This is a genomic window from Paracoccus alkenifer, from assembly GCF_900108405.1.
Taxonomy (GTDB): Bacteria; Pseudomonadota; Alphaproteobacteria; order Rhodobacterales; family Rhodobacteraceae; genus Paracoccus; species Paracoccus alkenifer.
On record NZ_FNXG01000003.1, the window covers coordinates 331,225 to 355,542 of the forward strand.

General features: G+C 66.0%; 35 protein-coding genes and 1 pseudogene. 2 read left to right on the forward strand and 34 right to left on the reverse strand.

What is annotated here, in order from left to right:
• Window positions 1-40: 40 nt before the first annotated feature.
• The 9 genes from BLW83_RS09940 to BLW83_RS09980 all read right to left on the reverse strand — a co-directional run bounded on the left by BLW83_RS09940 (window position 41) and on the right by BLW83_RS09980 (window position 7,208).
• The gene (locus BLW83_RS09940; RefSeq protein WP_090848044.1) at window positions 41-652 is read right to left on the reverse strand and encodes a helix-turn-helix transcriptional regulator; all 612 of its coding nucleotides are present in this window, start codon (window positions 650-652) and stop codon (window positions 41-43) included.
• A gap of 227 nt (window positions 653-879) precedes the next feature.
• The gene (rplQ, locus tag BLW83_RS09945) at window positions 880-1,293 is read right to left on the reverse strand and encodes a 50S ribosomal protein L17 (protein ID WP_090848045.1); all 414 of its coding nucleotides are present in this window, start codon (window positions 1,291-1,293) and stop codon (window positions 880-882) included.
• Window positions 1,294-1,430: 137 nt separating this feature from the next.
• The gene (locus tag BLW83_RS09950; protein WP_090848046.1) at window positions 1,431-2,447 is read right to left on the reverse strand and encodes a DNA-directed RNA polymerase subunit alpha; all 1,017 of its coding nucleotides are present in this window, start codon (window positions 2,445-2,447) and stop codon (window positions 1,431-1,433) included.
• 114 nt (window positions 2,448-2,561) lie between these two features.
• Window positions 2,562-2,951: a 30S ribosomal protein S11 gene (rpsK, locus tag BLW83_RS09955; protein WP_073067198.1), complete on the reverse strand. Its 390-nt coding sequence runs from the start codon at window positions 2,949-2,951 to the stop codon at window positions 2,562-2,564.
• A gap of 15 nt (window positions 2,952-2,966) precedes the next feature.
• A complete protein-coding gene (gene rpsM / locus BLW83_RS09960) occupies window positions 2,967-3,335 on the reverse strand; it encodes a 30S ribosomal protein S13 (RefSeq protein ID WP_090848047.1) in 369 nt (122 codons plus the stop codon).
• A gap of 182 nt (window positions 3,336-3,517) precedes the next feature.
• The gene (locus BLW83_RS09965; protein WP_090848048.1) at window positions 3,518-4,177 is read right to left on the reverse strand and encodes an adenylate kinase; all 660 of its coding nucleotides are present in this window, start codon (window positions 4,175-4,177) and stop codon (window positions 3,518-3,520) included.
• Between the two features lie 66 nt (window positions 4,178-4,243).
• Complete coding sequence (secY, locus tag BLW83_RS09970) at window positions 4,244-5,614, reverse strand: preprotein translocase subunit SecY (RefSeq protein ID WP_090848049.1); 1,371 nt, start codon at window positions 5,612-5,614, stop codon at window positions 4,244-4,246.
• A gap of 144 nt (window positions 5,615-5,758) precedes the next feature.
• Window positions 5,759-6,247, reverse strand: coding sequence for a 50S ribosomal protein L15 (gene rplO / locus BLW83_RS09975; protein WP_090848050.1), 489 nt, complete (start codon window positions 6,245-6,247; stop codon window positions 5,759-5,761).
• 142 nt (window positions 6,248-6,389) lie between these two features.
• Window positions 6,390-7,208 carry a CoA transferase gene (locus BLW83_RS09980; protein ID WP_218139111.1) on the reverse strand — a complete coding sequence of 273 codons (819 nt, stop codon included), beginning with the start codon at window positions 7,206-7,208 and terminating at the stop codon, window positions 6,390-6,392.
• A gap of 176 nt (window positions 7,209-7,384) precedes the next feature.
• Between BLW83_RS09980 and BLW83_RS09985 the strand changes: the two genes are divergently transcribed.
• The gene (locus BLW83_RS09985) at window positions 7,385-9,040 is read left to right on the forward strand and encodes a long-chain fatty acid--CoA ligase (RefSeq protein ID WP_245728765.1); all 1,656 of its coding nucleotides are present in this window, start codon (window positions 7,385-7,387) and stop codon (window positions 9,038-9,040) included.
• A 120-nt stretch (window positions 9,041-9,160) separates the two neighbouring features.
• Here BLW83_RS09985 and BLW83_RS09990 read toward each other — a convergent pair whose 3' ends face one another.
• Window positions 9,161-10,612, reverse strand: coding sequence for an aldehyde dehydrogenase family protein (locus BLW83_RS09990; RefSeq protein ID WP_090848052.1), 1,452 nt, complete (start codon window positions 10,610-10,612; stop codon window positions 9,161-9,163).
• A gap of 192 nt (window positions 10,613-10,804) precedes the next feature.
• Between BLW83_RS09990 and BLW83_RS09995 the strand changes: the two genes are divergently transcribed.
• Window positions 10,805-11,461, forward strand: a complete 657-nt coding sequence (locus BLW83_RS09995; protein ID WP_090848053.1) for a peroxiredoxin — start codon at window positions 10,805-10,807, stop codon at window positions 11,459-11,461.
• Window positions 11,462-11,549: 88 nt separating this feature from the next.
• On the opposite strand, the gene BLW83_RS10000 is transcribed toward BLW83_RS09995, so the two are convergent.
• The 24 genes and pseudogenes from BLW83_RS10000 to BLW83_RS10115 form a co-directional block, all read right to left on the reverse strand.
• On the reverse strand, window positions 11,550-11,837 hold the full coding sequence (locus BLW83_RS10000) for an I78 family peptidase inhibitor (RefSeq protein ID WP_090848054.1): 288 nt from the start codon (window positions 11,835-11,837) through the stop codon (window positions 11,550-11,552).
• Between the two features lie 323 nt (window positions 11,838-12,160).
• Window positions 12,161-12,346: a 50S ribosomal protein L30 gene (gene rpmD / locus BLW83_RS10005; RefSeq protein ID WP_090848055.1), complete on the reverse strand. Its 186-nt coding sequence runs from the start codon at window positions 12,344-12,346 to the stop codon at window positions 12,161-12,163.
• Between the two features lie 2 nt (window positions 12,347-12,348).
• Window positions 12,349-12,927 (reverse strand): 30S ribosomal protein S5, encoded by a 579-nt coding sequence (gene rpsE / locus BLW83_RS10010; RefSeq protein WP_090848056.1) that lies wholly within the window; start codon window positions 12,925-12,927, stop codon window positions 12,349-12,351.
• 124 nt (window positions 12,928-13,051) lie between these two features.
• The gene (gene rplR / locus BLW83_RS10015) at window positions 13,052-13,411 is read right to left on the reverse strand and encodes a 50S ribosomal protein L18 (RefSeq protein ID WP_090848057.1); all 360 of its coding nucleotides are present in this window, start codon (window positions 13,409-13,411) and stop codon (window positions 13,052-13,054) included.
• Between the two features lie 11 nt (window positions 13,412-13,422).
• On the reverse strand, window positions 13,423-13,956 hold the full coding sequence (rplF, locus tag BLW83_RS10020) for a 50S ribosomal protein L6 (RefSeq protein WP_090848058.1): 534 nt from the start codon (window positions 13,954-13,956) through the stop codon (window positions 13,423-13,425).
• Between the two features lie 10 nt (window positions 13,957-13,966).
• The gene (rpsH, locus tag BLW83_RS10025) at window positions 13,967-14,365 is read right to left on the reverse strand and encodes a 30S ribosomal protein S8 (RefSeq protein WP_090848059.1); all 399 of its coding nucleotides are present in this window, start codon (window positions 14,363-14,365) and stop codon (window positions 13,967-13,969) included.
• Window positions 14,366-14,378: 13 nt separating this feature from the next.
• Window positions 14,379-14,684: a 30S ribosomal protein S14 gene (rpsN, locus tag BLW83_RS10030; protein ID WP_073067226.1), complete on the reverse strand. Its 306-nt coding sequence runs from the start codon at window positions 14,682-14,684 to the stop codon at window positions 14,379-14,381.
• 19 nt (window positions 14,685-14,703) lie between these two features.
• Window positions 14,704-15,264: a 50S ribosomal protein L5 gene (gene rplE / locus BLW83_RS10035; RefSeq protein WP_090848060.1), complete on the reverse strand. Its 561-nt coding sequence runs from the start codon at window positions 15,262-15,264 to the stop codon at window positions 14,704-14,706.
• A complete protein-coding gene (gene rplX / locus BLW83_RS10040) occupies window positions 15,264-15,569 on the reverse strand; it encodes a 50S ribosomal protein L24 (RefSeq protein WP_090848061.1) in 306 nt (101 codons plus the stop codon). The genes rplE and rplX overlap by 1 nt, the downstream gene beginning before the upstream one ends.
• A complete protein-coding gene (gene rplN, locus BLW83_RS10045; RefSeq protein ID WP_073067232.1) occupies window positions 15,569-15,937 on the reverse strand; it encodes a 50S ribosomal protein L14 in 369 nt (122 codons plus the stop codon). Before rplN ends, rplX begins: the two co-directional genes overlap by 1 nt.
• A gap of 90 nt (window positions 15,938-16,027) precedes the next feature.
• Window positions 16,028-16,291, reverse strand: coding sequence for a 30S ribosomal protein S17 (gene rpsQ, locus BLW83_RS10050; protein ID WP_090848062.1), 264 nt, complete (start codon window positions 16,289-16,291; stop codon window positions 16,028-16,030).
• Window positions 16,292-16,303: 12 nt separating this feature from the next.
• A complete protein-coding gene (rpmC, locus tag BLW83_RS10055) occupies window positions 16,304-16,510 on the reverse strand; it encodes a 50S ribosomal protein L29 (RefSeq protein WP_073067236.1) in 207 nt (68 codons plus the stop codon).
• Between the two features lie 202 nt (window positions 16,511-16,712).
• Window positions 16,713-17,126 (reverse strand): 50S ribosomal protein L16, encoded by a 414-nt coding sequence (rplP, locus tag BLW83_RS10060; RefSeq protein ID WP_090848063.1) that lies wholly within the window; start codon window positions 17,124-17,126, stop codon window positions 16,713-16,715.
• A gap of 13 nt (window positions 17,127-17,139) precedes the next feature.
• Window positions 17,140-17,856: a 30S ribosomal protein S3 gene (gene rpsC, locus BLW83_RS10065; protein ID WP_090848064.1), complete on the reverse strand. Its 717-nt coding sequence runs from the start codon at window positions 17,854-17,856 to the stop codon at window positions 17,140-17,142.
• An 80-nt stretch (window positions 17,857-17,936) separates the two neighbouring features.
• Window positions 17,937-18,314 (reverse strand): annotated as a pseudogene (gene rplV, locus BLW83_RS10070) (50S ribosomal protein L22); the annotation flags it as partial.
• Between the two features lie 6 nt (window positions 18,315-18,320).
• A complete protein-coding gene (rpsS, locus tag BLW83_RS10075; RefSeq protein ID WP_090848066.1) occupies window positions 18,321-18,599 on the reverse strand; it encodes a 30S ribosomal protein S19 in 279 nt (92 codons plus the stop codon).
• A 3-nt stretch (window positions 18,600-18,602) separates the two neighbouring features.
• Window positions 18,603-19,442, reverse strand: coding sequence for a 50S ribosomal protein L2 (rplB, locus tag BLW83_RS10080; RefSeq protein ID WP_090848067.1), 840 nt, complete (start codon window positions 19,440-19,442; stop codon window positions 18,603-18,605).
• A gap of 87 nt (window positions 19,443-19,529) precedes the next feature.
• Window positions 19,530-19,829, reverse strand: a complete 300-nt coding sequence (locus BLW83_RS10085) for a 50S ribosomal protein L23 (RefSeq protein ID WP_090848068.1) — start codon at window positions 19,827-19,829, stop codon at window positions 19,530-19,532.
• Between the two features lies 1 nt (window position 19,830).
• Entirely contained in the window at window positions 19,831-20,460 is a 630-nt protein-coding gene (gene rplD / locus BLW83_RS10090) for a 50S ribosomal protein L4 (protein WP_090848069.1), read from the reverse strand.
• On the reverse strand, window positions 20,457-21,317 hold the full coding sequence (rplC, locus tag BLW83_RS10095; protein ID WP_090848185.1) for a 50S ribosomal protein L3: 861 nt from the start codon (window positions 21,315-21,317) through the stop codon (window positions 20,457-20,459). The genes rplD and rplC overlap by 4 nt, the downstream gene beginning before the upstream one ends.
• 7 nt (window positions 21,318-21,324) lie before the next feature.
• On the reverse strand, window positions 21,325-21,633 hold the full coding sequence (rpsJ, locus tag BLW83_RS10100; protein ID WP_073067250.1) for a 30S ribosomal protein S10: 309 nt from the start codon (window positions 21,631-21,633) through the stop codon (window positions 21,325-21,327).
• A gap of 204 nt (window positions 21,634-21,837) precedes the next feature.
• On the reverse strand, window positions 21,838-22,770 hold the full coding sequence (locus tag BLW83_RS10105; RefSeq protein WP_090848070.1) for a 5-oxoprolinase subunit C family protein: 933 nt from the start codon (window positions 22,768-22,770) through the stop codon (window positions 21,838-21,840).
• Window positions 22,767-23,432 carry a 5-oxoprolinase subunit B family protein gene (locus tag BLW83_RS10110; RefSeq protein WP_245728767.1) on the reverse strand — a complete coding sequence of 222 codons (666 nt, stop codon included), beginning with the start codon at window positions 23,430-23,432 and terminating at the stop codon, window positions 22,767-22,769. The genes BLW83_RS10105 and BLW83_RS10110 overlap by 4 nt, the downstream gene beginning before the upstream one ends.
• A gap of 98 nt (window positions 23,433-23,530) precedes the next feature.
• The gene (locus tag BLW83_RS10115) at window positions 23,531-24,292 is read right to left on the reverse strand and encodes a LamB/YcsF family protein (protein ID WP_090848072.1); all 762 of its coding nucleotides are present in this window, start codon (window positions 24,290-24,292) and stop codon (window positions 23,531-23,533) included.
• Window positions 24,293-24,318: the final 26 nt, after the last annotated feature.

Sequence of the window (24,318 nt, forward strand, 5' to 3'; positions counted from 1 at the left end):
CTGGAGCGAACGCGGAGAAATCAACTTCGTGGCGAACGATTTACAGCAGACGGTAATCCTTTGCTCGTTGCAGCGCCTCGGCGGTCGTCTTGGCCATCAACCTTTCACGAGCCGAGATCAGACGCGCCTTGAACGCACTTTCGGTAATGCCGAGCTTAGCGGCCGCCGCTGCGTGGCGATCACCCTCCGCGATGCACCGAAGGGCCTCTTGCTGAGCCTTCGTCAGGCTCTCCGGCGGCTCGGTAATGTCATGGAGCCGTCGTACCAGGGCCGAGATCACCTCGATCTCGTCATCCGTGAATTCGCGGGTGCTGTGGGCGAAACTGGCGATGGTGCGCGACTTGATCGGGCCGCAGGACACCGTCAGGCCATAGGTCAACCCATGCCGACCCGCGTCTGCCATGATCCCGAACGGATCCGGGATCGGCATCGCAGACCACCGGACGGATCCGGTCGTCGAAAACCCCCAGGCGATCGTCGGGTCGCGCAGGGCAAATGCATTGGCGGTGTAATGGTCCGACCATGCCTGAGGATAGGTCTGGAAGGTCATGATCGGGGACGTGAAGCGGATGTGCAACCCGATCAAATAGCCTGTCTGGGCCAGCTTTTGCAGGCGGGACAGGGTCGCTGAAATCTCGGCTCTCAATGACATGGCTTTTTAGACAGATTGCGTTGAACTTGATATCGGTCGAGTATGCAGAATGAGAAGGACTATGCCAGAGTCTTGGCGAATATCACGTGGTCTTATTCGAACATTCGCGCATAAGAGTGTTAAAAAACCCGCACAGAAACCTGCGCGGGTCCGCAATTGACGCAACGTCACATCAAAAAATCTTTCTGCGCCCGACGGGCTGAGCCGCCGGGTGCAGGATCTGGCGCCTATTCTTCCAGCTCGGCTTCCAGACGGGCGCGGTCGCCGGCGCCCTTGGCCGACACGTCGCGCTCGACGAATTCGATGATCGCCATCGGCGCCATGTCGCCATAGCGGAACCCGGCCTTGAGCACGCGAACATAGCCGCCCTGACGGTCCTTGTAGCGCGGGCCCAGCTGCTCGAACAGCTTGGCGACTGGCGCGTCCTGCTTGAGCTGCGCGGCTGCCATGCGGCGGGCGTGCAGATCGCCGCGCTTGGCCAGGGTGATCAGCTTTTCGATGATCGGGCGCAGTTCCTTGGCCTTGGGCAGGGTGGTCTTGATCTGCTCATGCTCGATCAGGCTGCATGCCATGTTGGAAAACAGCGACTTGCGGTGTTCGTGGGTGCGGTTGAGGCGGCGATAGCCGCGGGCGTGACGCATGGTGGTCTCCTATCAGATTTTGCTTTGTCCGGCGGCCGTGCGTGGCGGACGCTCTCCTTGGGGCGGGATGCCCGGGTGTCGAAGGTGCGTCCACAGGACGCACCCTACGTAGGGTGCGTGGTTCCCACGCACCGTTATCAGAACTGGTCGTCGAAGCGCTTGGCCAGATCCTCGATGTTTTCCGGCGGCCAGTCCACGACGTCCATGCCCAGATGCAGCCCCATGCCCGACAGCACTTCCTTGATCTCGTTCAAGGACTTGCGGCCAAAGTTCGGGGTCCGCAGCATCTCGGCCTCGGTCTTCTGGATCAGGTCGCCGATATAGACGATGTTGTCGTTCTTGAGACAGTTGGCCGAGCGGACCGACAGTTCCAGCTCGTCAACCTTCTTCAGCAGGCGCGGGTCGAATTCCAGCCCGTCCTCGGCATCCTGGGTGCGGGCGGATTCCGGCTCTTCGAAGTTGACGAACACTGCCAGCTGATCCTGAAGGATGCGCGCGGCATAGGCCACCGCGTCCTCGGGGGTCAGCGATCCATCGGTTTCAATGCGCATCGTCAGCTTGTCATAGTCCAGCACCTGCCCCTCGCGGGTGGGCGTGACTTCGTAGCTGACGCGCTTGACCGGCGAAAAGATCGCGTCGATCGGGATCAGCCCGATGGGCGAATCCTCGGCGCGGTTCTTGTCGGCGGCGACGTAGCCCTTGCCCACGGAAACCGTCAGTTCCATGTTCAGCTCGGCACCCTCGTCGAGGTTGCAGATGACATGATCGCGGTTCAGCACGGTGATGCCGGCGGTTTCCGCGATCTGGCCGGCCTTGACCTCGCCCGGGCCCTTGGCCGACAGCGTCAGCCGCTTGGGGCCCTCGACGTCCATCTTCAGCGTGACGCCCTTGAGGTTCAGCACGATGTCGGTGACGTCCTCGCGAACGCCCGGCACAGACGAGAATTCATGCAGCACATTGTCGATCTGCACGCTGGTGATGGCCCCGCCCTGTAGCGAGGACATCAGCACCCGGCGCAGCGCGTTGCCCAGCGTCAGGCCAAAGCCCCGCTCAAGCGGCTCGGCAACGATGGTGGCGACGCGGGCCGCGTCGGCGCCCGGCCGGATATCCAGCTGCAAGGGCTTGATCAGTTCGGCCCAGTTCTTGTGGATCATGCGATTGCCTCCATTCTTGTTCCCGGCCCCATGACCAGCCGCCGGAAACGCCCGAGGTAAAATGCGAAACCCGGCCCGCAGCCATAGGCGCGGGCCGGCAGGAAATCCGGTGGATCAGACGCGGCGGCGCTTGGGCGGGCGGCAGCCGTTATGCGCGATCGGGGTCACGTCGCGGATCGCGGTGATATTGAACCCGACGGCGGCCAGCGCGCGCAGCGCCGATTCACGGCCGGAACCGGGGCCCTGCACCTCGACCTCGATGGTGCGCATCCCGTGTTCCTGCGCCTTCTTGCCGGCGTCCTCGGCGGCCATCTGCGCGGCGTAGGGGGTCGATTTCCGGCTGCCCTTGAAGCCCATGGTGCCGGCCGACGACCACGAGATCGCGTTGCCCTGCACGTCCGAGATCAGGATCTTGGTGTTGTTGAACGAGCTGTTCACATGCGCCACACCAGTGGCGATGTTCTTGCGTTCCTTGCGCTTCATGCGCGTCTTGTCGCGTGCCATTGTCCCGAACCCTCCTTACTTCTTCTTGCCGGCGATGGGCTTTGCCGGGCCCTTGCGGGTGCGGGCGTTGGTATGGGTGCGCTGGCCGCGCACGGGCAGGCCGCGGCGGTGACGCAGGCCGCGATAGGAACCCAGGTCCATCATCCGCTTGATGTTCATCTGGGTGTCGCGGCGCAGGTCGCCCTCGACGGACAGGTTCGCGTCGATGTATTCGCGGATTTGCAGGACTTCGGCGTCCGACAGGTCGTTCACGCGGCGGGCCGGGTCGATGCCGACAGCCTGGACGATCTGTTCGGCATACATGGGGCCGATGCCGTGGATATATTGCAGCGCGATCGGGACGCGCTTGCCGGTCGGGATATTGACGCCAGCGATACGGGCCAAAGCCGTTCTTCCTTTTACGTTGCGGTTCCGTAGTGCCGGAACCTTTTTTCACAACCAATGGCCCTCGGCATCGCGCCTCGGGCCATCGCTTCACCCCGCGTGGGTGATTCTCGGATGAGATGCCTGCGGTTAAAGTATCGCGCGCCCCGCGTCAACAGGACGCCGGGCCGCGCAAGCCGGTTTCAGCCGCCGATCCGGTCCACGATTTCGGCGACCTGACGCCCCACCTCGTCCATTTCCGCCATGCCGTCGACGGGGGCGAGGGTCTTCTTGGCATAGTAATACCCCACCAGCGGCGAGGTCTTTTTATAGTATTCCATCAGCCGGGTCTTGAGGCTTTCAGGGTTGTCGTCGGCACGCCGCTTCATGTCGGTGCTGCCGCAGGCGTCGCATTTGCCGGTCTCTTTCGTGGGCCGGGTGGCGTCGTGATAGACCTCGCCACAGTTGCCGCAGGTATAGCGGCCGGACACGCGGTCGACCAGCGCCTCGTCGTCGACGCGCATCTCGATCACCGCGTCGATCTTGCGGCCCATGCCGGCCAGCAGCTCTTCCAGCGCATCGGCCTGCGGCAGGGTGCGCGGAAACCCGTCAAAGATGAAACCGGGGGCCTCGACCGTGTCCAGTTTCTCGCGGATCAGGCCGATCACGATCTCATCCGTGACCAGCTGGCCGCGGTCCATCACATCGGCCACGATCTTGCCCATCTCGGTGCCCGAGCTGCGCGCATCGCGCAGCATGTCGCCGGTGGAAAGCTGCACCAGCCCCCGCTCTTCGACCAGAGTGCGGGCCTGGGTGCCCTTGCCCGCGCCGGGCGGCCCCAACAGGATGATGTTGATCGTCACGCGGTGTCCCCTTTCGGTATTCTTCAGTTCGATTGCCCGTCCAAAGGCTCCGTTATCAAGCGGTTGTCAGCGCCGCGCCGGCAGGCGGCGAGGCTTGGTTTCACCCGGCTTGCGCTTGCCGCGCAGCTGGGATTTCTCGATCAAAGCTTCATATTGATGGGCAAGCAAGTGGCTCTGGACCTGGTTGATCGTGTCCATCGTCACCGAAACCACGATCAGCAGCGAAGTTCCGCCGAAATAGAACGGGACCGAGAACCAGCCGCGCACCATTTCCGGCATCAGGCAGACCGCGGTCAGGTAGATCGAGCCGATCACCAGCACCCGGTTGACCACATAATCCAGATATTCCTGCGTCCGCTTGCCCGGCCGAATACCGGGAATGAACCCGCCCTGATTCTTGAGGTTGTCAGCCACGTCGTCCGATTTGAACGACACGTTCTGCGTGTAGAAATAGGTAAAGAACACGATCATCGCCGCAAAGAACAGCAGATACAGCGGCTGTCCCGGGCCGAAATAAGCCAGGATCGTGGACATCACCGGCCCGGTCTCGTTCCCCGAAAAGGTCGAGATGGTGACCGGCAGCAGCAGCAGCGAGCTGGCAAAGATCGCCGGGATCACCCCGGCCGGGTTGACTTTGAGCGGCAGGTGGCTGGACTGGCCGTCATACACCTTCATCCCGACCTGACGGCGGGGATACTGGATGCGGATCTTGCGCAACGCGCGTTCCATGAACACGACAAAGGTCATCACCACCGCGACCAGCACGATGATTCCCAGCACCACCGGGGTCGAGACCGCGCCCGAACGCCCCTGCGCCAGGAACTGCGCCAGGCTGCCGGGGATTTCCGCCAGAATGCCCACATAGATGATCAGCGAAATTCCGTTGCCGATCCCGCGCGAGGTGATCTGTTCGCCCAGCCACATCAGGAACATAGTGCCCCCGACCAGCGTGATGATCACCGACGCCTGAAAGAACAGCCCCGGGTTCTGCGCCATGCCGCCCGCTTCAAGGCTGACGGCGATGCCGTAAGCCTGAAACAGCGCCAGCAGCACCGTGCCATAGCGGGTATACTGGTTGATCTTCTTGCGGCCCTGCTCGCCCTCTTTCTTGAGCTGCTCAAGCGAGGGCACCATCGAGGTCATCAGCTGCACGATGATCGAGGCCGAGATATAGGGCATGATCCCCAGCGCAAACACGCCCATCCGCCCCAGCGCGCCGCCGGTGAACATCGACAGGATGCCGCCGATGCCGGACTGCGCCTGTTCCATGAAACTGCGCAGCGCGCTGCCGTCGATGCCCGGAACCGGGATATAGGTGCCAAGCCGATAGATGATCAGCAGCCCCAGCGTGAACCAGATGCGTTGGCGAAGCTCGGTCGCGCGGCCCAGCTGCCCCCAGCTGAGATTCGCGGCCATCTGTTCTGCGGCTGACGCCATGACTGCCCCTTTGTCTGTCGGCCGACCCACACCGGCGGGGCCGGATTTGGCAGCGCCGCCGACCGTTGCCGGTTCGGCGGCGCTGGAAAAACCTGTCCGCTATCTAGGCGGCGCCGGGCGCCGCTTCAACAGCCATTCCGCCGCTTACTCGGCCGCAGGCTCTGCCGCCGCAACCGCGCGCGTCAGGGTCAGCGAACCGCCCGCAGCCTCGACCGCCGCGGCCGCCGCAGCCGAAGCCCCGGCCAGCGTCAGTTTCAGCGCGGTTTTCAGCTCACCCTTGGCCAGCAGGCGGATGCCGTCGCGCTTGTGATTGGTGGCACCGGCGGCGACCAGCGCATCCTCGTCCAGTTCGGCGCCAGCGGCGAATTTACCAGCCTCGACCATCTTTTGCAGCTGGCCAAGGTTGACGACGGCGAATTCCAGCCGGTTCGGCTTGGAAAAGCCGCGCTTGGGCAGGCGGCGATACAGCGGCATCTGGCCGCCTTCGTAGCCGTTCAGCGCGACGCCGGAACGCGAGGTCTGGCCCTTGATGCCGCGACCGCCGGTCTTGCCCTTGCCCGAACCCGGGCCGCGGCCGATGCGCTTTTTCTTGCGGTTGGCGCCGTCGTTGTCGCGAAGCTCGTTCAGTTTCATGTCGCTATCTCCCTTGCCGGAAACACCCCAACAGCGACAAAGGGGCGCACGCGGACTGATGAATCACTGTGCAGCCGGGGCATGGCCCTCGGCGACTGCCGGGGTCTATAGCGGCCGCGGCCGCAATGCAAGGCCCCGCGGGTCAGCCTGCGAACACCTCAAGCGGCAGATCCTCGGCCTGGGCCAGCGCGCGACATTCCGCCATCGTCATCGCCGCAAAGAACCCGGAAGGGTCGTCCCCGGCCCGCGCATCCAGCCGCGCCTTGAAATGCGGCTCGAACGCGGCGCAGGCGACATGGCCGTCCGCAAGCGCATAGATCGCATATTCCGGCCGCGCCCCGGACAGGATCCCGCCCGCCACGGTCACGCCGTGGCGCACGGGCGCGGCAAAGCGCTCGGCCGCCTGCCGCAGCCCCACGGGCGCATGACGGCCCGGCCGGCCACGTTCGCGCCCCAGCAGCAGCGCCGCCGCGGCGCCGGCCGCGGCCTCGGCCCCCGCCAGATCGGCCAGCAGCGTGCGCGGCATCGCGGCCCCCTGCAACAGCCCCGCGGCGGCCTGATAGGTCAGGTCGTGTCCGGGCACGTCGGGGGCATCGGTGTCGCCCACGATCTCGACCCAGCACAGCGCCGGGTTCAGCGCCGCCAGCGCCGGCACGGTGATGCCCAGCCGCTCCAGCGCCGCGCGGCGGTGGCTGGAAATCAGCAGGTCCGCCCCGCGCAGCAGCTCGTGAAACCGCGCCTTGCCGTCGTCGGCGCGCAGGTCGACCGTCTCGACGCTGGCCGCGCGGTTGATCTCGGCATACCAGCCGGGCATGGCGTGGCCGGTCAGGTCGCCGGTGGGAGGCTCGATCTTGACGATCTCCATCCCCTGCGCGGCAAGGATCGCGGCGGCAGCGGGCCCGGGCACGTTGATGGCCATGCAGATGGCGCGCAGGCCGGAAAGGGGCAGGTCGTCGGTCATCATCGTCTCCGCTGGTTTCACGCCAGCTTGCATGAGCCGGCGGCGGGTTCAACAGCAGCGCCCGGCTGCGGCCGCTGTGCCGGACCTTGCGTCACGATGGCGCGGACCTTGCGGCAAGGCGTCGGCCCTGCGCAAAGTGTATCAGGCAGAAACGAAGGCAGAGGAAAAGGGAAACCATGCTTCTGGGCAAGATGATGCACCAGCCGCTGACCGTGGGATCGCTGATCGACCATGCCGCGCGCTATCATGGCGACACCGAGATCGTGTCGGCGCTGACCGAGGGCGGCTTTGAACGCACCGACTGGGCCACGGTCGGCGAGAATGCCCGCCGCATCGGCTCGGCCCTGCAAGGGCGCGGGCTGGAACCCGGCGACCGCGTGGGCACGCTGGCATGGAACAACCGCCGGCACCTGGAACTGTATTTCGGCGTTCCCGGCATGGGCATGGTCTGCCACACGCTGAACCCGCGGCTGGCGCCCGAGCAGCTGGCCTATATCGTGAACCACGCCACCGACCGGATGCTGTTCATCGAGCGGGGCTTTGTCCCGGTCATCGCCGCGATCCGCGACCAGCTGACCACGCTGCGCGGCGTGGTCATGCTGGGGCCGCGCGACGAATCGGCCGCGGCCGAACTGCCCGGGCTGCTGTTTTACGAAGACCTGCTGGCCGAGGGCGACCCCGCCGCCCCCTGGGCCGAGGTGGATGAAACCGCGCCCTCGTCGCTGTGCTATACCTCGGGGACGACCGGCAACCCCAAGGGGGTGCTGTATTCGCACCGCTCGACGCTGCTGCACGCGCTTTGCGTCAACAACCGCGACGGGCTGGCGATCAGCGCATCCGATTCGCTGATGCCGGTGGTGCCGATGTTCCACGTCAACGCCTGGGGCACGCCCTATGCCGCCGCCGCCGTGGGCGCACGGCTGGTGCTGCCGGGGCCGCGGCTGGACGGCGACAGCCTTGCGCGGCTGATCATCGACGAATCGGTGACCATCGCCGCCGGCGTGCCGACAATCTGGCTGGGGCTGCTGAACGCGCTGGACGGGATGGACGAAAAGCCGGTCAGCCTGCGGCGCACCATCGTCGGCGGCTCGGCGCTGCCGCCCTCGATGCGCGCGGCGTTCCGCGACCGCTACGGGGTCGAGCTGATCCACGCCTGGGGCATGACGGAAACCAGCCCGCTGGGCACGCTGAACGCGCCCCTGGCCAAACATGCCGCGCTGAGCGCCGCCGAGCAGGACCAGATCGGCAACGGACAGGGCCGCCCGCCCTACGGCGTCGAGCTGCGCGTGGTTAACGCCGACGGCACCCTGCTGCCCGACGATGGCGAGACCGAGGGCCAGTTGCAGATCCGCGGCCACTGGATCGTGGACCATTACTTCGGTCAGGAAAAATCGACGCTGACCTGGGACGGCTGGTTCGACACCGGCGATATTTCCACCATCGACCCCGACGGCTACATGGTGATCCGCGATCGCGCCAAGGACATCATCAAGTCGGGCGGCGAATGGATTTCCACCGTCGATCTGGAAAATATCGCCGTCGCCCACCCCAAGGTCGCCAATGCCGCCGCCATCGCCGCGCGGCATCCGAAATGGGACGAGCGCCCGGTGATCTGCGCCCAGAAACGCCCGCAAAGCGACCTGACCGAGGACGAGCTGCTGGCCTTTTACGACGGCAAGGTGCCGCGCTGGCAGAAACCCGACCGGGTGATCTTTGTGGAAACCCTGCCGCTGGGCGCCACCGGCAAGGTGGTCAAGGCGACCCTGCGCGAGACCTATGGCGATGTGCTGTGGGATGACGCCCTGGCCGAGATGGAGGCTGAGAACGGCTAAGGCCGCGCCGCGCTGCGCGACCGGAGCGGGGGTTTTCCACCCCCGCGCCCCCGGAGGATATTTCCGGTGATGAAGAATGCAGGGCGATGCGCCGTCAGTCCAGCGCATCGCCGGTTCAGGTCAAGCGTCGGGATCCCAGCCCGAGATCTGCTTGGAGTCCATGAATTCCTCAAGCCCCCAGACGCCGCCTTCGCGGGCGCGGCCCGACGCCTTGACGCCGCCAAAGGGCGAGCCGCGGCCGCGGCTGGTCCCGTTCATCTCGACCATGCCCGATTGCAGCTGCCTTGCCAGCCGGTTGCGACGGGCGCCGTCCGCGGTCTGCACATAGTTGGTCAGGCCGTAAGGGGTGTCGTTGGCGATGGCGATGGCTTCGTCCTCGGTGTCAAAGGGGATGATCGACAGCACCGGGCCAAAGATTTCCTGCTGCGCGATGGTCATGTCGTTGCTGACATCCGCGAACACCGTGGGGCGGACGAAATAGCCGCGGTTGACGCCCTCGGGCAGGCCGGGGCCGCCGGCGACCAGCCGCGCGCCCTCGTCGATGCCGGTCTGGATCAGGTCCTGGATCTTGTCCCACTGCTGCTTGCTGACCACCGGGCCGATGTGGCGGCCCTCGTCATGGGCGCTGCCGACGCGGGTGTTTTCGGCGACCGCGCGGGCGCGTTCGATCGCCGCCTCGTATAGCGGGCGTTCGACCAGCATCCGGGTCGGGGCGTTGCAGGACTGGCCGGTGTTGTAGAAACAGTGCTTGGCGCCGCGTTCCACCGCCTTGTCGTCGGCATCGGCAAAGATCAGGTTCGCGCCCTTGCCGCCCAGCTCGAGCACCACCTTTTTCATCGAATCGGCCGCGGCCTTGGTGATCGCGATGCCCGCGCGGGTCGAGCCGGTGAAAGACACCATGTCCACATCCTTGTGGGTCGACAGCTGCGTGCCCACCCCTGCCCCGTCCCCGTTCACCAGGTTGAACACGCCCTTGGGGAAACCTGCCTCGGCCATCATCTCGGCAAACACCATCGACGACAGCGGCGCGATTTCCGACGGCTTGAGCACCACCGTGTTGCCCGCCAGCACCGCGGCCACGACCTTGAGCGTGACCTGGTTCATCGGCCAGTTCCACGGCGTGATCAGCGCCACCACCCCGATCGGCTCCCACGCCGTCATCGCGGTCGGGGCATGGGGGCCAAGGGGGCGGATGAACTTGAAATCGCGGAACGCGTCGATGAAGGTCGCGATATGGGACGACCCCGCGCCGGCCTGATCGGCCCTCGACATCGAGGTGGGCGCCCCCATCTCGCAGGTCATCGCGCGGGCCACGTCGTCGTTGCGCCGCTGGTAGATTTCCAGCAGCCGCTCGACATGGGCCAGCCGCTTGGCCGGGGGCGTGGCGGACCAGGCCGGAAACGCCGCCCTTGCCGCCGCCACCGCCCGGTCGGTATCCTGCTGCCCGCCCAGCGAGATCACCGCAAAACCTTCCTCAGTCGAGGGGTCGATCACCTCAAGATCATCGGGCGCCGCGGGGTCCACCCATGCGCCGTCGATATAGAATTTCCGCCTGTCCTCCAGCCCGGCCATCGCCTGCACTCCGCTATCTATCTGTGTCGGCGGCAAGGGTTGCACCGCAGCCGGCCCGGCGCAAGGTCGGCAAAGCCGGCGATCTGGCCGGCACACCGGGCAATCCGACCGGCGCCCTCTGGTAATCGGGGGCGCCGGCCCTATCTGAACAGTCTGGCCCTGAACAACCTCCCAACAACAAGGATCACCGAATTGTCCCTGCGCATCAATGATATCGCCCCCGACTTCACTGCCGAGACCACCGACGGCGAGATCAGCTTTCACGAATGGCTGGGGGACAGCTATGGGATCATCTTCAGCCATCCCAAGGACTTCACCCCCGTCTGCACGACCGAGTTCGGCGCGGTGGCCCGTCTGGCCGAGGAATGGGAAAAGCGCGGCACCAAGGTGGTGGGCGTGTCGGTCGATTCAGTCGAAGACCACCTGAAGTGGAAACGCGACATCGAGACCTTTGCCAACTGCCCGGCGAATTTCGCCATCATCGACGACACCTCGCTGACGGTCGCCAAGCTTTACGACATGCTGCCGGCCGAGGCGTATCTGCCCGACGGGCGCACCGCCAATGACAGCGCCACGGTCCGCACCGTCTATATCATCGGTCCCGACAAGAAGGTGCGGCTGATGATGACCTATCCAATGTCGGTGGGCCGCAACTTTGCGGAAATCCTGCGGGCGCTGGATGCGGTGCAGGCCACCGACGGCGTGCCGATCGCGACCCCGGCCGACTGGCGCCCGGGCGAGGACGTGATCGCCGCGCTGTCGCTGACCGACGAGCAGGCCGAGGCCAAGTTCGGCCGCGTGGACCGCAAGCTGCCCTATCTGCGCTTCGTGTCCCAGCCCGGACGCTGAGCCACGGCCAGAGGAACGGATCCCGCGAAATGAAAACGCCCCGGCAACCGCCGGGGCGTATTTCGTCGGGGTGATCCCCCGGCGCAGATCAGCCGCAGCTGACCTTTACCAGCGTGCCCGAGCGGTTGTATTCGAAATTCACCCGGTTCGGGTTGAAGTCCGCGGTGACCGGATCGCCGGTGCGATAGTGGCGATAGACCGTGCCGGCGGGCAGCGAAATCGCGGGCGAACGCTCGCCCACATATTGCGCGTAATCGGTCGCAATGCAGGTTTCGGGGCCTTCGGGCACGATGATGGTCGTCGTCGAGGGCGGCGGCGCACAGGCAGCAAGCGCAGCAGTTCCCCCGATTGCGGCGATGATGACAGGCAGGCGCATGGCAGACTCCTTTGTATCCATTACCTCTTCAAGCCTGGCTGCGGCCGGTTGGTTCCCTGGCACGGAATTATCAGCGGGCTTGTGCCGGTAGCGCAATGACGCGGCGGCGGCCGGGTTGCAGAAGGGGGCTTCTGCCCCCATCGCCTGCGGCGATTCCCCCGAGGATATTTGCGGCAAGATGAAAGCGCGCGGGCGGCACGGGACCGGAAACGCCCCGGGCGGATCAACCGGGCGCAGGCAGCGACGGGTTTTCCCCGTTCTTCCGGCTGCCGAACAAAGACAATTATCTGCAAAACATGAGGGGCGCCGAAGCGCCCCTGATCTTAGTTCTTTTCCTCGATGATCTGCACCAGATGCGGGATCGAGTTGACCATGCCGCGGACCGCGGGGGTATCCTCGAGTTCGCGGGTGCGATGCATCTTGTTCAGCCCCAGGCCCTTGAGCGTGGCACGCTGGACGGCGGGGCGGCGGATCGGGCTGCCGATCTGCTTGACGACGATGGTTGCCATGCTCAGGCCTCCGCGGTTTCGGCCGCCGGCGCCGCGGCGGGTTTGTCGTGCGCAGGCAGGATGTCGGCGACTTTCTTGCCGCGTCGGCTGGCCACCGAGCGGGGCGAGGCTTCGGCCTTGAGCCCGTCGATGGTGGCGCGGATCATGTTGTAGGGGTTCTGCGACCCCAGCGACTTGGCCACCACGTCCTGCACGCCCAGCATCTCGAACACGGCGCGCATCGGGCCGCCGGCGATGATCCCGGTCCCCGGAACGGCGGTGCGCATCACCACGCGGCCGGCGCCGTGGCGCCCCTCGATGTCGTGGTGCAGGGTGCGGCCGTCGCGCAGCGGCACCCGGACCAGGCCGCGCTTGGCCTGTTCGGTCGCCTTGCGGATCGCCTCGGGCACTTCTTTCGCCTTGCCCTTGCCAAAGCCGACGCGGCCGCGCTGGTCGCCCACGACGACAAGCGCCGCAAAGCCAAAGCGCTTGCCGCCCTTGACGGTTTTCGACACGCGGTTGATCGCGACCAGACGGTCGGCGAATTCCGGGGTTTCTTCGCGCTCTTCGCGGCGGCCCCGGCGGTTGTCACGTTCTGCCATGCGGCATTCCCTATCCTGTGGCGCGCGCGGCGCCGTCAATACCGATCCTGGTGGGCCGCGGCAAAGGTCGCCCCCGGATCATCGGGGCGGCGCGCCGCTTGCACGACGCGCCGCCCGCAACCGATCAGAACTTCAACCCGCCCTCGCGGGCCGCATCGGCAAGCGCCTTGATCTTGCCGTGGAACAGAAAGCCGCCACGGTCGAACACGACCGTCTCGACGCCCTTGGCCTTGGCCCGTTCCGCGATCGCGGCGCCGATCTTGGCGGCAGCCTCGACGTTGTTCTTGCCGACCAGGCCCAGATCCTTTTCCAGGGTCGAGGCCGAGGCCAGCGTCACGCCCTGCGCGTCGTCGATCAGCTGCACGCTGATGTTCTTGGACGAGCGGTGGACGGACAGCCGCGGACGCCCGTCGGACATCGCGCGCAGTTTGTTCCGGACGCGCAAGCGGCGCTTCTGGAACAGTTCTCTTTTGTTCAGTGCCATCTGCGTGATCCTTACTTCTTCTTGCCTTCCTTGCGGAAGACCTGCTCGCCCTTGTAGCGGATGCCCTTGCCCTTGTAGGGCTCGGGGCGGCGCCACTCGCGGATGTTTGCCGCAACCTGACCGACGACCTGCTGGTCGATGCCCTCGACCACGATCTCGGTCTGCTTGGGCGCGTTGACGGTCACGCCCTCGGGCGCGTCAAAGTTGACGTCATGCGTATAGCCGACCGCCAGCTTGAGCGTCTTGCCCTGCATCGAGGCACGATAGCCGACGCCCTGGATCTCAAGCTCTTTCTTGAAACCCTCGCTGACGCCGGTGACGAGATTCGCGACCATCGACCGCGACATCCCCCATTGCTGGCGGGCGCGCTTGGACAGGCCGCGCGGCTTGACGGTGACGCTGTCGTTTTCCAGCACCAGATCCACGTCATCGGTCGCGGTGAAGCTGCGCGTGCCCTTGGGGCCCTTGACCGAGATGGTCTGGCCCTTGATTTCGGCCGTCACGCCCTTGGGCAGTTCGACCGGTCGTTTACCAATCCGAGACATCCTGCCCTCCTTAGAACACCGTGCAGAGGACTTCGCCGCCGACATTGGCGCTGCGAGCCGCTGCATCCGACATCACCCCGCGGGGCGTCGACACGATCGAGACGCCCAGGCCGTTGCGGACCTGCGGCAGCTCTTTCGCGCCGGCGTAAACGCGGCGGCCGGGCTTGGACACCCGGGCCAGCTCGCGGATCACCGGAGCACCCTCGAAATACTTGAGGCTGATTTCAAGCTCGGTGTGACCGGTCTCGGTCTTCACCTCTTCGTAGCCGCGGATATAACCCTCGGCCTTCAGCACATCCAGAACCCAGGCGCGCAGCTTGCTGGCCGGGGTGCGGACGGTGGATTTCCCGCGCAGCTGAGAGTTGCGGATGCGGGTCAGCATATCGCCGAGCGGATCGTTCATCGACATCTTTCCTGCCTCCTTACCAGCTCGATTTCACCAGGCCGGGGATCTGCCCGAACGAGCCAAGCTCGCGCAGCATGATCCGCGACAGTTTCAGCTTGCGATAATACGCCCGCGGACGGCCGGTCAGTTCGCAGCGGTTGTTCAGCCGGGTCGGCGACGAATTGCGCGGCAGCTCGGCCAGCTTCAGCGTGGCCTTGAAGCGCTCTTCCATCGGCTTCGACTGGTCGTTGATGACTTCGTTCAGAGCAGCGCGCTTGGCGGCATACTGGGCCACCAGACGCTCGCGCTTTTTCTGACGTTCGATCATGGATTTCTTTGCCATATCGTTCTTCCTCGCGCGATCAGCTGTTGAACGGCATGTTGAATTGCTTCAGCAGCGCCTTTGCCTCGGCGTCGGTCGCGGCGGTGGTGCAGATGATGATGTCCATCCCCAGCACCTCGTCGACCTTGTCGAATTCGATCTCGGGGAACACGATCTGTTCCTTGAGACCCATGGCGTAGTTGCCGCGGCCGTCGAACGACGTGCCCTTGACGCCGCGAAAGTCGCGGACGCGGGGCAGCGCGATGTTGATCAGGCGGTCCAGGAATTCATACATCCGGTCGCCACGCAGCGTGACCTTGGCGCCAAGCGGCATTTCCTCGCGCAGGCGGAAGCCGGCGATGGATTTCTTGGCCTTGGTGATCACGGCCTTCTGGCCGGCGATCAGCGACAGTTCCTCGGCGCCCTGGCGCACCTTCTTGGTGTCCTTGACGGCCTCGCCGATGCCCATGTTCAGGACGATCTTGTCCAGACGCGGGATCATCATGTCGTTCTTGTAGCCGAACTCTTCCTTGAGCGCGGCGCGGATCCGTTCCCGATATTCCGCCTTGAGGCGCGGGGTGTATTTCGCGGCGTCCAGCATCAGATCACGTCTCCGGTGGTCTTGGCGAAACGGACCTTCTGATCGCCTTCCATGCGGAAGCCGACGCGGGTCGGTTTGCCGTTCTTGTCCAGCAGCGCCAGATTCGACAGGTGGATCGGCATGTTCTTGGGCACGCGGCCGCCCGGGCTGGTCTGCGACTGGCGGGTATGGCGCAGCGCGACATTCACGCCGTCGACGACCGCCTTGTCGTCCTTGGGCATGACTTGCAGGATCTGCCCCTGCTTGCCCTTGTCCTTGCCGGTCAGCACGACGACGGTATCGCCCTTTTTCAGCTTCGCAGCCATCACAGCACCTCCGGCGCCAGCGAGATGATCTTCATGAAGTTCTTGGCGCGCAGCTCGCGCACGACCGGCCCGAAGATACGGGTTCCGACCGGCTCGCCCTGGTTGTTCAGGATCACTGCGGCGTTCGAATCGAAGCGGATCGAGGTTCCGTCCTCGCGCTTCACTTCCTTGGCGGTGCGCACGACGACGGCCTTGCGGACGTCGCCTTTCTTCACGCGACCGCGCGGAATCGCCTCTTTCACGGACACCACGATGATGTCGCCGACAGAGGCGTAGCGGCGGTGCGAGCCGCCGAGAACCTTGATGCACTGCACCCGGCGTGCGCCGGAGTTGTCAGCGACATCCAGATTGGTCTGCATCTGGATCATGGTTTGCTCCCGACCTATGGGGACCGGTTGCAGGCCCGGCCCCAGGGTTTCGCTATGTCACGGGCCGGCCATCCGGCCCGTCGATCGGTGTCAGGCTTCGGCGGTCTCGCCGGCTGTCGCGCTGTTGTCCGTCAGGACGATCCAGCGCTTGGTCTTGGACATCGGCGCGCATTCGATGATGCGGACGGTGTCGCCGACCTTGAACTGGTTTTCCGCGTCATGGGCGCGGTATTTCTTCGAGCTGCGGACAATCTTGTCCATCAGCGGGTGCTTGAAGCGGCGTTCGACCAGGACCGTGACGGTCTGCGCGTTCTTGTCGCTGGTCACCTTGCCTTGCAGGATGCGTCTGGGCATGGGTCCGGCTCCTTACTGCGATGCCGCGGCGTCGGCCGCTTTCTGGTTCATGACGGTCAGCACGCGGGCCACGTCCTTGCGGACCGAGCGCATGCGCGCGGTCGATTCAAGCTGGCCGGTGGCCTGTTGGAAGCGCAGGTTGAACGCCTCTTTCTTCAGCGCGACCAGCTGCTCGCGCAGCTGTTCGGGCGTCTTGTCTCTCAGTTCCTGCGCTTTCATGCGCCTTTTCCTTTCAACATCACCGGAGGGCCCCAGTGCCTGGGACACCCTGATTCCCGGTGGAGTTCGAGATGAAGACCCGCCCATACGCGGATTCGCCGCATCAGGCAAGCACTTTGGCAACGGCTTCGATAAAAGAAGCCCCGCCAAGCCGGCGGGGCTTTCCTCAACCCGTAGGGTGCGTGCTTTGCACGCACCACCCTTACCAGTCTTCGCGCTGAACGATGCGGGTCAGGACCGGCAGTTTCATCGCGCCAAGGCGCAGGGCCTCGCGGGCGATGTCGTCCTCGACGCCGTCGATTTCGAACATGATGCGGCCGGGGTGGACGCGGGCGGCCCAGAAATCGACCGAGCCCTTGCCTTTACCCATCCGCACTTCGGTCGGCTTGCCAGACACCGGCACGTCCGGGAAGATCCGGATCCAGACCCGGCCCTGACGCTTCATGTGGCGGGTGATCGCGCGGCGGGCCGCTTCGATCTGGCGGGCGGTGACGCGCTCGGGTTCCGTCGCCTTGAGGCCGTAAGAGCCGAAGTTCAGGTTGAACCCGCCCTTGGCCTCGCCGTGGATCCGGCCCTTGTGCTGTTTGCGGAACTTGGTCCGTTTCGGTTGCAGCATTCCTGTTTACTCCTCAGCGCGCGTCGCGGTCGCGGCGCGGGCCGCGGGGGGACGGGCCTTCCTGCGCCTCGGCGGCCTTGCGGTCGTGGGCCTGCGGGTCGTGCTCCATGATCTCGCCTTTGAAGATCCAGACCTTGACGCCGATGATCCCGTAGGGGGTCGAGGCTTCCGACAGCGCATAGTCGATGTCGGCCCGCAGCGTGTGCAGCGGCACCCGGCCTTCGCGATACCATTCGGTCCGCGCGATCTCGGCACCGCCCAGGCGGCCGCCGACATTCACCCGGATCCCCAGCGCGCCCATGCGCATGGCGTTCTGCACCGCGCGCTTCATGGCGCGGCGGAACGACACCCGGCGCTCGAGCTGCTGGGCGATCGATTCGGCCACCAGCTGCGCGTCCAGTTCCGGCTTGCGGACCTCGACGATGTTCAGGTGCAGTTCCGAGTCGGTGAAATTCGCCAGCTTCTTGCGCAGCGTCTCGATGTCGGCGCCCTTGCGGCCGATGATGACGCCCGGGCGGGCGGCATGGATCGTCACGCGGCATTTCTTGTGCGGACGCTCGATGATGACGCGGCTGACGCCGGCCTGCTTGGCATCCTTGTGGATGAACTCGCGGATCTTGATGTCCTCGAGCAGCAGGTTGCCATAGTCCTTGCTGTCGGCGAACCAGCGGCTGTCCCAGGTGCGGTTGACCTGCAAGCGCATCCCGATGGGGTTGACCTTCTGACCCATTACGCGAGCTCCTCGGCAGCGGCGGCTTGATTGGTGGCGGCGGCGCGTTTCTGCGACTTGGCGGCCTTTTTGGCGGCCTCGGCCTCGGCGTCGATCTCGCGCACCTTGATGGTGATTTCCGAGAACGGCTTCAGGATCTTGCCGAACCGGCCGCGGGCGCGCGGACGGCCCCGCTTGAGCACCATGTTCTTGCCGACCCACGCCTCGGCGACGACCAGCTGGTCGACGTCCAGGTTGTGGTTGTTCTCGGCGTTGGCGATCGCGGATTGCAGGCATTTCTTGACGTCGCCCGCAATGCGGCGCTTGGAAAAGGTCAGGTCGGCCAGCGCCTTTTCCACCTTTTTGCCGCGGATCATGGCGGCGACCAGATTCAGCTTCTGCGGCGAGGTGCGCAGCATGCGGGTCTTGGCCATCGCCTCGTTATCCGCCACGCGGCGCGGATTCTGTTCCTTACCCATGACGGTTTACTTCCTTTTCGCTTTCTTGTCGGCCGCGTGACCGTAATAGGTCCGCGTCGGCGAGTATTCACCGAACTTCTGGCCGATCATTTCCTCGGTCACGTTGACCGGGATGTGCTTTTTCCCGTTGTAGACGCCAAAGGTCAGGCCGACGAACTGCGGCAGGATGGTCGAACGGCGCGACCAGATCTTGATGACGTCCGAACGCCCCGATTCGCGTGCCTTTTCGGCCTTGCGCAGCACATAGGCGTCGACGAACGGGCCTTTCCAAACTGAACGTGCCATGGATCAGCGCCCCTTCTTCTTGGCGTGGCGCGACCGCAGGATATACTTGTCGGTCGACTTGTTGGAACGGGTGCGCTTGCCCTTGGTGGGCTTGCCCCAAGGCGTGACCGGGTGGCGGCCGCCCGAGGTCCGGCCCTCACCACCGCCATGCGGGTGGTCGATCGGGTTCATCGCGACGCCGCGGACGGTCGGGCGCACGCCCAGGTGCCGCATCCGGCCGGCCTTGCCGAAGTTCTGGTTCGAGTGGTCGGGGTTCGACACCGCGCCGATGGTCGCCATGCACTCCTGACGCACCAGACGCAGCTCGCCCGAGGACAGGCGGATTTGCGCATAGCCGCCGTCGCGGCCCACGAACTGCGCATAGGTGCCGGCCGAGCGCGCCAGCTGGCCGCCCTTGCCGGGCTTCAGCTCGACGTTGTGGACGATCGTGCCGATCGGCATCCCCGAGAACGGCATCGCGTTGCCCGGCTTGATGTCGGCCTTTTGCGAGGCGACGACCTTGTCGCCCACGGCCAGACGCTGCGGCGCGATGATATAGGTCTGTTCGCCGTCGTCATAGCGCAGCAGCGCGATGAAGGCGGTGCGGTTGGGATCGTATTCGATCCGCTCGACCGTCGCCGGGACGTCCAGCTTGTTGCGGCGGAAATCGACGATGCGGTAGAGCCGCTTGGCCCCGCCGCCCTTGTGCCACATGGTGATCCGCCCGGTATTGTTCCGGCCACCCGACTTGCTCAACCCGACGGTCAGCATCTTGACGGGGCGGCCTTTCCAAAGCTCCGAACGGTCGATCAGCACCAGCCCTCGCTGGCCAGGCGTCGTCGGCTTGTACGACTTGAGTGCCATGGTTCCTGTCTTCCGTTTGCCTTGGACCATAGGTCCGTTTCAGTCCGAATTGCGGCCCCCGGGTCAAACCGGGGGCCGCATCTGCAATCACAGCCCGGTGTTCACGTCGATGCTGTTGCCAGCCTCGAGCGTCACATAGGCTTTCTTGACGTCGCTGCGCACGCCGGGGCGGCCGCGGAAACGCTTGGTCTTGCCCTTGGTCAGCACGGTGTTGACCGCCTTGACCTTGACGTTGAACAGCGCCTCGACCGCGTCCTTGATCTGCGGCTTGCTGGCCGATTTCGCCACCTCAAAGGTGACCGCGTTGGCCAGCTCGCTGGCCATGGTCGCCTTTTCGGTGATGACCGGCTTGCGGATCACGTCGTAATGTTCGGGTTTCGCGCTCATCTCATGCACCTTTGCCCAGACGGGCTTCGAGGGCCTCGACGCCCGCGCGCGTGATCACCAGCGTGTCGCGGCGCAGGATGTCGTAGACGTTGGCGCCCATCGAGGGCAGGACGTCCACGCCTTGCAGGTTGCGCGCGGCGCGGGCGAAGTTCTCGTTCACATCGGCACCGTCGATGACCAGCACCCGCTTCCAGCCCTGTTCCTTGACCGCCTTGGCGACGGCCGCGGTCTTGGCTTCGGCCAGGTCCAGGCTGTCCACGATCACCAGCTTGCCACGGGCGGCCTTGGCCGACAGCGCGTGTTTCAGCCCCAGCGCCCGGACCTTTTTCGGCAGGTCAAAGGCGTGGCTGCGCGGCGTCGGGCCGGCGTAGATGCCGCCCTTGCGGAAGATCGGCGCGTTGCGGCTGCCGTGGCGTGCGCCGCCGGTGCCCTTCTGGCGATAGATCTTCTTGGTGGAATAAGACACTTCGGACCGGCCCAGCGTCGAGTGGGTGCCCTGTTGTGCCTTGGCGCGCTGCCAGCGCACCACCCGATGCAGGATGTCCGCGCGCGGCTCCAGCCCGAAGATGTCGTCGGACAGCTCGATGTCCCCGGTCTTGCCCGAGGAAAGCGAAATCACGTCGAGTTTCATTTGCTCTCGTCTCCCTCGGGGGCGGCGGCATCGCTGCCGGCCTCGGTCGAGGCTTCGGCCTCGGCCAGCGCAGCTTCCTGAACGGCGGCTTCGGCTTCGGCAGCGGCCAGACGCGCGGCTTCTTCCTCGGCGGCAGCCTGGGCGGCGGCTTCCTCGGCCAGACGCTTGGCCTCACGCTCGGCCGAACGCAGCGCGGCGGGGAAGATGGTGTTTTCCGCCAGCGGCTTTTTCACGGCGTCCTTGATCGTGACCCAGCCGCCCTTGGAACCGGGGACCGAACCCTTGACCATGATCAGCCCGCGGTCGGCGTCGGTGCGCACGACCTGAAGGTTCTGGGTCGTAACCCGCGCCGCGCCCATGTGGCCGGCCATCTTCTTGCCCTTGAACACCTTGCCGGGATCCTGGCACTGGCCGGTCGAACCGTGCGAGCGGTGGCTGATCGACACCCCGTGCGAGGCGCGAAGCCCGCCGAAGTTGTGCCGCTTCATCGCACCGGCAAAGCCTTTACCGATCGAGGTGCCGGCGATGTCGACGAACTGACCCGCAAAGTAATGCGCGGCGATGATTTCCTCGCCCACGTCGACCAGGTTGTCCTCGGACACGCGGAATTCGACGATCTTGCGCTTGGGGGCCACGTTCGCTTTCGCGAAATGGCCGCGCATCGGCGCGCTGACGTTCTTGGGCTTGGCATCGCCGGCGCCCAGTTGCAGCGCGACATAGCCGTCGGTTTCAGTCTTGCGCTGCGCGACGACCTGAAGGTTGTCCAGTTGCAGCACGGTCACGGGCACCTGCCGGCCGTCCTCAAGGAACAGCCGGGTCATGCCCAGTTTCTTGGCGATAACACCAGTCCGCATGATGGCCCCCTTACACCTTGATCTCGACATCCACGCCGGCGGCGAGGTCGAGCTTCATCAGGGCGTCAACGGTCTGGGGCGTGGGGTCCACGATGTCCAGCAGCCGCTTGTGCGTGCGGATTTCCCACTGGTCGCGCGACTTCTTGTCGATGTGCGGACCGCGCAGGACGGTGAATTTCTCGATCTTGTTCGGCAGCGGAATCGGGCCGCGCACCTGCGCGCCGGTCCGCTTGGCGGTGTTGACGATCTCGGCGGTGCTGGAATCGAGCACGCGATAGTCGAACGCCTTGAGCCGGATACGGATGGTCTGGCTTTGCATCAAGCATCCCTCGGATGGGGATTTCAGTCGAGAGGCTGACAGCGCACCACGCGAAGCCAGCGTCGGACCTTAAACAGAAAAACTGCAAGGCCGCCCCCATAGCGGGCGGCCTGAACAGATGCAACCGATTCGGGTGCGGATTAACGAAATCGGCTGCGATGGCGGCTTATCGCGGGTCCGCAGCTGCGAGTCAACGTCGAAAACCTAGCGCAGCCACGCCGCGGGCGCAGCAATTGCAGCGGTTCTTGCGAGGGCCACCGCCTGCCGGGCGCTGACGGGGCGGAACCGCACCGGGTCGCGGGGGCGCAGCTGGACAAACCCGTCAAGATCGCAGTCCAGCACCGTGGCGATGCGGGGATAGCCTCCGGTGGTCTGGTGATCGGCCAGCAGAACCGTGGCCACCCCGTCGCCGGCAACCTGCACCGAGCCGCGGGTGATCGGCCCGGACGGCATGTCCAGCGCAGCGTGCGGCGCGATCTGCGGCCCCGCCAGCCGCACCCCCATCCGGTCCCAGGCATCGGTCATGCGCCATTCGCCCGTCAGGAACGCCGCAACCGCCCGGGACGAAAAGAACCGCTGCTGCGGCCCAAGGGTAACGCGCAGCTCGCGGCGCGGGCGGGCGGCGACGGGACAGGGAAACTCGACCTCGCGCGCGGGGTGCGGGGCGGCGTCGGCGATCACCAGCCGCGTCCCCGCCGCCAGCCGGCCACCTCCAAGGCCAGATATCGCGTGGGTCGAGGCGCTGCCCAGCCATTGCGGCGCCTGCAACCGCCCGGCAAAGGCCAGATAGCACCAGCTGCCCCACGGCCCCGGGCGGATGGTCAGATGTTCTCCGGCCCGCAGGGTGGCTGCGTGCCACGAGCCGCGCCTGTCCCCGGCATGTTCGACGATAAAGCCGCCCCCCGCCACCGCGAAACCGACCGCTCCGGACAGGCATTGCAGCACCAGCCCGCCCATCGAGACCTCGATTCCGGGCGCCCCCGCCGGGTTGCCAAGCGCGAGGTTCGCGGCGGCGAACGACCGGCGATCCATCGGGCCCGAGCGCGGCACGCCGTAGCGCATCAGCCCCGGCCGGCCCGCGTCCTGCACCGACACATGCGGGCCGGCGAAACTGACTGAAAGCACCGTATCGGTCATGTCGCGGCCTCGAATCCGGCGCGGTCGATGCGGCGGAAACGCACCCGGTCACCGACGTCGAACAGGAACGGCCGCCCCGGATCGCCCGTCAGGATGCGGCTGGGGGATCGCCCGATCACCCACCACCCGGTCGGCATGGTGAGGGTCGAGACCAGGCATTGCGGCCCCGCGATCAGCACGCTGCCGGCCGCCACCCCGCGCACCGCCGCGGGCTTGCGCGGCATGTGGATCGCGCCGGGCACGCCCGCCAGATAGGCATAGCCCGGCGCGAACCCATACATGAACACCTCGTATCGCCCGGCCAGATGCGCGTTGATGACGGCCTCGGGGGACAGGCCGGCGGCCCGGGCAACCGCCGCAAGATCGGGGGCCAGTTCGTCGTCGTAGCAGACCAGAACCTCGCGCGGGGCCGGCGCGGGGACGGCGGGCGGCGCGGGCTGCCCGATCAGCTGGCGGGCCGCAGATTCGGCGGTGCGGTGGTCGCAGGTCAGCGGGTCGAAATGGATCAGGATGGCGGCATAGGCCGGGACCGACTCGATGAACCCGTCAAAGGGCGCCGCGGCCAGCGCCCTGTCCAGTTGCAGCACCCTTGCGTGGATGTCAGGGGCGATGCGGTCGCCGAACTCGACCAGAATGCTGTGTTCGGCGACGGGGCTGAACACCGGAAAGCTGCGCCCCGGGCCCAAGCTTGTATGGCCTGCGTTTATCTGGTCGGCGCTCACTTGCGGCGCGCCTTTGGCAAGGTGACTGCCATCGCCCCTCAGCCCGACAGGAACGGCGCGACGGTCACGCCCGCCGCATCCAGCCGCGCCCGCAGCGTCCGCGCCATCGCGACCGCACCCGCCGAATCCCCATGCACGCAGACGGAATGCGCGGCCAGCGGGATCGGATCGCCGCCGATCACCGGCATCAGCCCGCTGTCCAGAAAGCGGGCCAGACGCTCGGCCGCCTGCCCGGCATCGTGCAGCACCGCGCCGGGCTGCGTGCGCGGCACCAGCCGGCCGTCGGGCAGATAGGCACGGTCGGCGAAGATCTCGGAAAACACGGCCATGCCGGCGGCGCGGGCCGCAAGCTCAAGCTCGGTGCCCGAGATCGCCAGCACCGCCAGACCGCCCGGCAGCGCCGCCACCGCGGCCGCAACGGCATCGGCCACCTCGCGGTTCTCGGCGGCAAGATTGCCCAGCGCGCCGTGCGGTTTCACATAGCGCACCCGCGCGCCGGCCAGCGCGGCAACGCCCTGCAACGCGCCCACCTGCGCCGCGACCATGCGCCCGATTTCGGCCGGCTGCATCGGGATCACCCGGCGCCCGAACCCCTCGCGGTCGGGATAGCCCGGATGCGCACCGACCACGACGCCGCGCGCCGCCGCCAGCCGCAGCGTGGCGAACATGGTCTGAGGGTCGCCCGCATGGCCCCCGCAGGCGATATTGGCCGAGGTGACGACATCCAGCATCGCGGGATCATCGCCCATCACCCACGGGCCAAAGCCTTCGCCAAGATCCGAGTTCAGGTCGATCCGCATCCGTTCCGCTTGCCCTTTCGTCAGCC

What these genes read in the sequence shown, in the direction of transcription:
- BLW83_RS09940 (WP_090848044.1), bottom strand. Translation starts at nt 652, where the DNA reads ATGTCATTGAGAGCCGAGATTTCAGCGACCCTGTCCCGCCTGCAAAAG.
- rplQ (WP_090848045.1), bottom strand. Translation starts at nt 1,293, where the DNA reads ATGCGTCACGCCCGCGGCTATCGCCGCCTCAACCGCACCCACGAACAC.
- BLW83_RS09950 (WP_090848046.1), bottom strand. Translation starts at nt 2,447, where the DNA reads ATGATCCACAAGAACTGGGCCGAACTGATCAAGCCCTTGCAGCTGGAT.
- rpsK (WP_073067198.1), bottom strand. Translation starts at nt 2,951, where the DNA reads ATGGCACGCGACAAGACGCGCATGAAGCGCAAGGAACGCAAGAACATC.
- secY (WP_090848049.1), bottom strand. Translation starts at nt 5,614, where the DNA reads ATGGCGTCAGCCGCAGAACAGATGGCCGCGAATCTCAGCTGGGGGCAG.
- rplO (WP_090848050.1), bottom strand. Translation starts at nt 6,247, where the DNA reads ATGAAACTGAACGAGCTTCGCGACAACGACGGCGCCAACCGCAAGAAA.
- BLW83_RS09980 (WP_218139111.1), bottom strand. Translation starts at nt 7,208, where the DNA reads ATGACCGACGACCTGCCCCTTTCCGGCCTGCGCGCCATCTGCATGGCC.
- BLW83_RS09985 (WP_245728765.1), top strand. Translation starts at nt 7,385, where the DNA reads ATGCTTCTGGGCAAGATGATGCACCAGCCGCTGACCGTGGGATCGCTG.
- BLW83_RS09990 (WP_090848052.1), bottom strand. Translation starts at nt 10,612, where the DNA reads ATGGCCGGGCTGGAGGACAGGCGGAAATTCTATATCGACGGCGCATGG.
- BLW83_RS10000 (WP_090848054.1), bottom strand. Translation starts at nt 11,837, where the DNA reads ATGCGCCTGCCTGTCATCATCGCCGCAATCGGGGGAACTGCTGCGCTT.
- rpmD (WP_090848055.1), bottom strand. Translation starts at nt 12,346, where the DNA reads ATGGCAACCATCGTCGTCAAGCAGATCGGCAGCCCGATCCGCCGCCCC.
- rpsE (WP_090848056.1), bottom strand. Translation starts at nt 12,927, where the DNA reads ATGGCAGAACGTGACAACCGCCGGGGCCGCCGCGAAGAGCGCGAAGAA.
- rplR (WP_090848057.1), bottom strand. Translation starts at nt 13,411, where the DNA reads ATGGCACTGAACAAAAGAGAACTGTTCCAGAAGCGCCGCTTGCGCGTC.
- rplF (WP_090848058.1), bottom strand. Translation starts at nt 13,956, where the DNA reads ATGTCTCGGATTGGTAAACGACCGGTCGAACTGCCCAAGGGCGTGACG.
- rpsH (WP_090848059.1), bottom strand. Translation starts at nt 14,365, where the DNA reads ATGTCGATGAACGATCCGCTCGGCGATATGCTGACCCGCATCCGCAAC.
- rpsN (WP_073067226.1), bottom strand. Translation starts at nt 14,684, where the DNA reads ATGGCAAAGAAATCCATGATCGAACGTCAGAAAAAGCGCGAGCGTCTG.
- rplE (WP_090848060.1), bottom strand. Translation starts at nt 15,264, where the DNA reads ATGCTGGACGCCGCGAAATACACCCCGCGCCTCAAGGCGGAATATCGG.
- rplX (WP_090848061.1), bottom strand. Translation starts at nt 15,569, where the DNA reads ATGGCTGCGAAGCTGAAAAAGGGCGATACCGTCGTCGTGCTGACCGGC.
- rplN (WP_073067232.1), bottom strand. Translation starts at nt 15,937, where the DNA reads ATGATCCAGATGCAGACCAATCTGGATGTCGCTGACAACTCCGGCGCA.
- rpsQ (WP_090848062.1), bottom strand. Translation starts at nt 16,291, where the DNA reads ATGCCCAGACGCATCCTGCAAGGCAAGGTGACCAGCGACAAGAACGCG.
- rpmC (WP_073067236.1), bottom strand. Translation starts at nt 16,510, where the DNA reads ATGAAAGCGCAGGAACTGAGAGACAAGACGCCCGAACAGCTGCGCGAG.
- rplP (WP_090848063.1), bottom strand. Translation starts at nt 17,126, where the DNA reads ATGCTGCAACCGAAACGGACCAAGTTCCGCAAACAGCACAAGGGCCGG.
- rpsC (WP_090848064.1), bottom strand. Translation starts at nt 17,856, where the DNA reads ATGGGTCAGAAGGTCAACCCCATCGGGATGCGCTTGCAGGTCAACCGC.
- rpsS (WP_090848066.1), bottom strand. Translation starts at nt 18,599, where the DNA reads ATGGCACGTTCAGTTTGGAAAGGCCCGTTCGTCGACGCCTATGTGCTG.
- rplB (WP_090848067.1), bottom strand. Translation starts at nt 19,442, where the DNA reads ATGGCACTCAAGTCGTACAAGCCGACGACGCCTGGCCAGCGAGGGCTG.
- BLW83_RS10085 (WP_090848068.1), bottom strand. Translation starts at nt 19,829, where the DNA reads ATGAGCGCGAAACCCGAACATTACGACGTGATCCGCAAGCCGGTCATC.
- rplD (WP_090848069.1), bottom strand. Translation starts at nt 20,460, where the DNA reads ATGAAACTCGACGTGATTTCGCTTTCCTCGGGCAAGACCGGGGACATC.
- rpsJ (WP_073067250.1), bottom strand. Translation starts at nt 21,633, where the DNA reads ATGCAAAGCCAGACCATCCGTATCCGGCTCAAGGCGTTCGACTATCGC.
- BLW83_RS10105 (WP_090848070.1), bottom strand. Translation starts at nt 22,770, where the DNA reads ATGACCGATACGGTGCTTTCAGTCAGTTTCGCCGGCCCGCATGTGTCG.
- BLW83_RS10115 (WP_090848072.1), bottom strand. Translation starts at nt 24,292, where the DNA reads ATGCGGATCGACCTGAACTCGGATCTTGGCGAAGGCTTTGGCCCGTGG.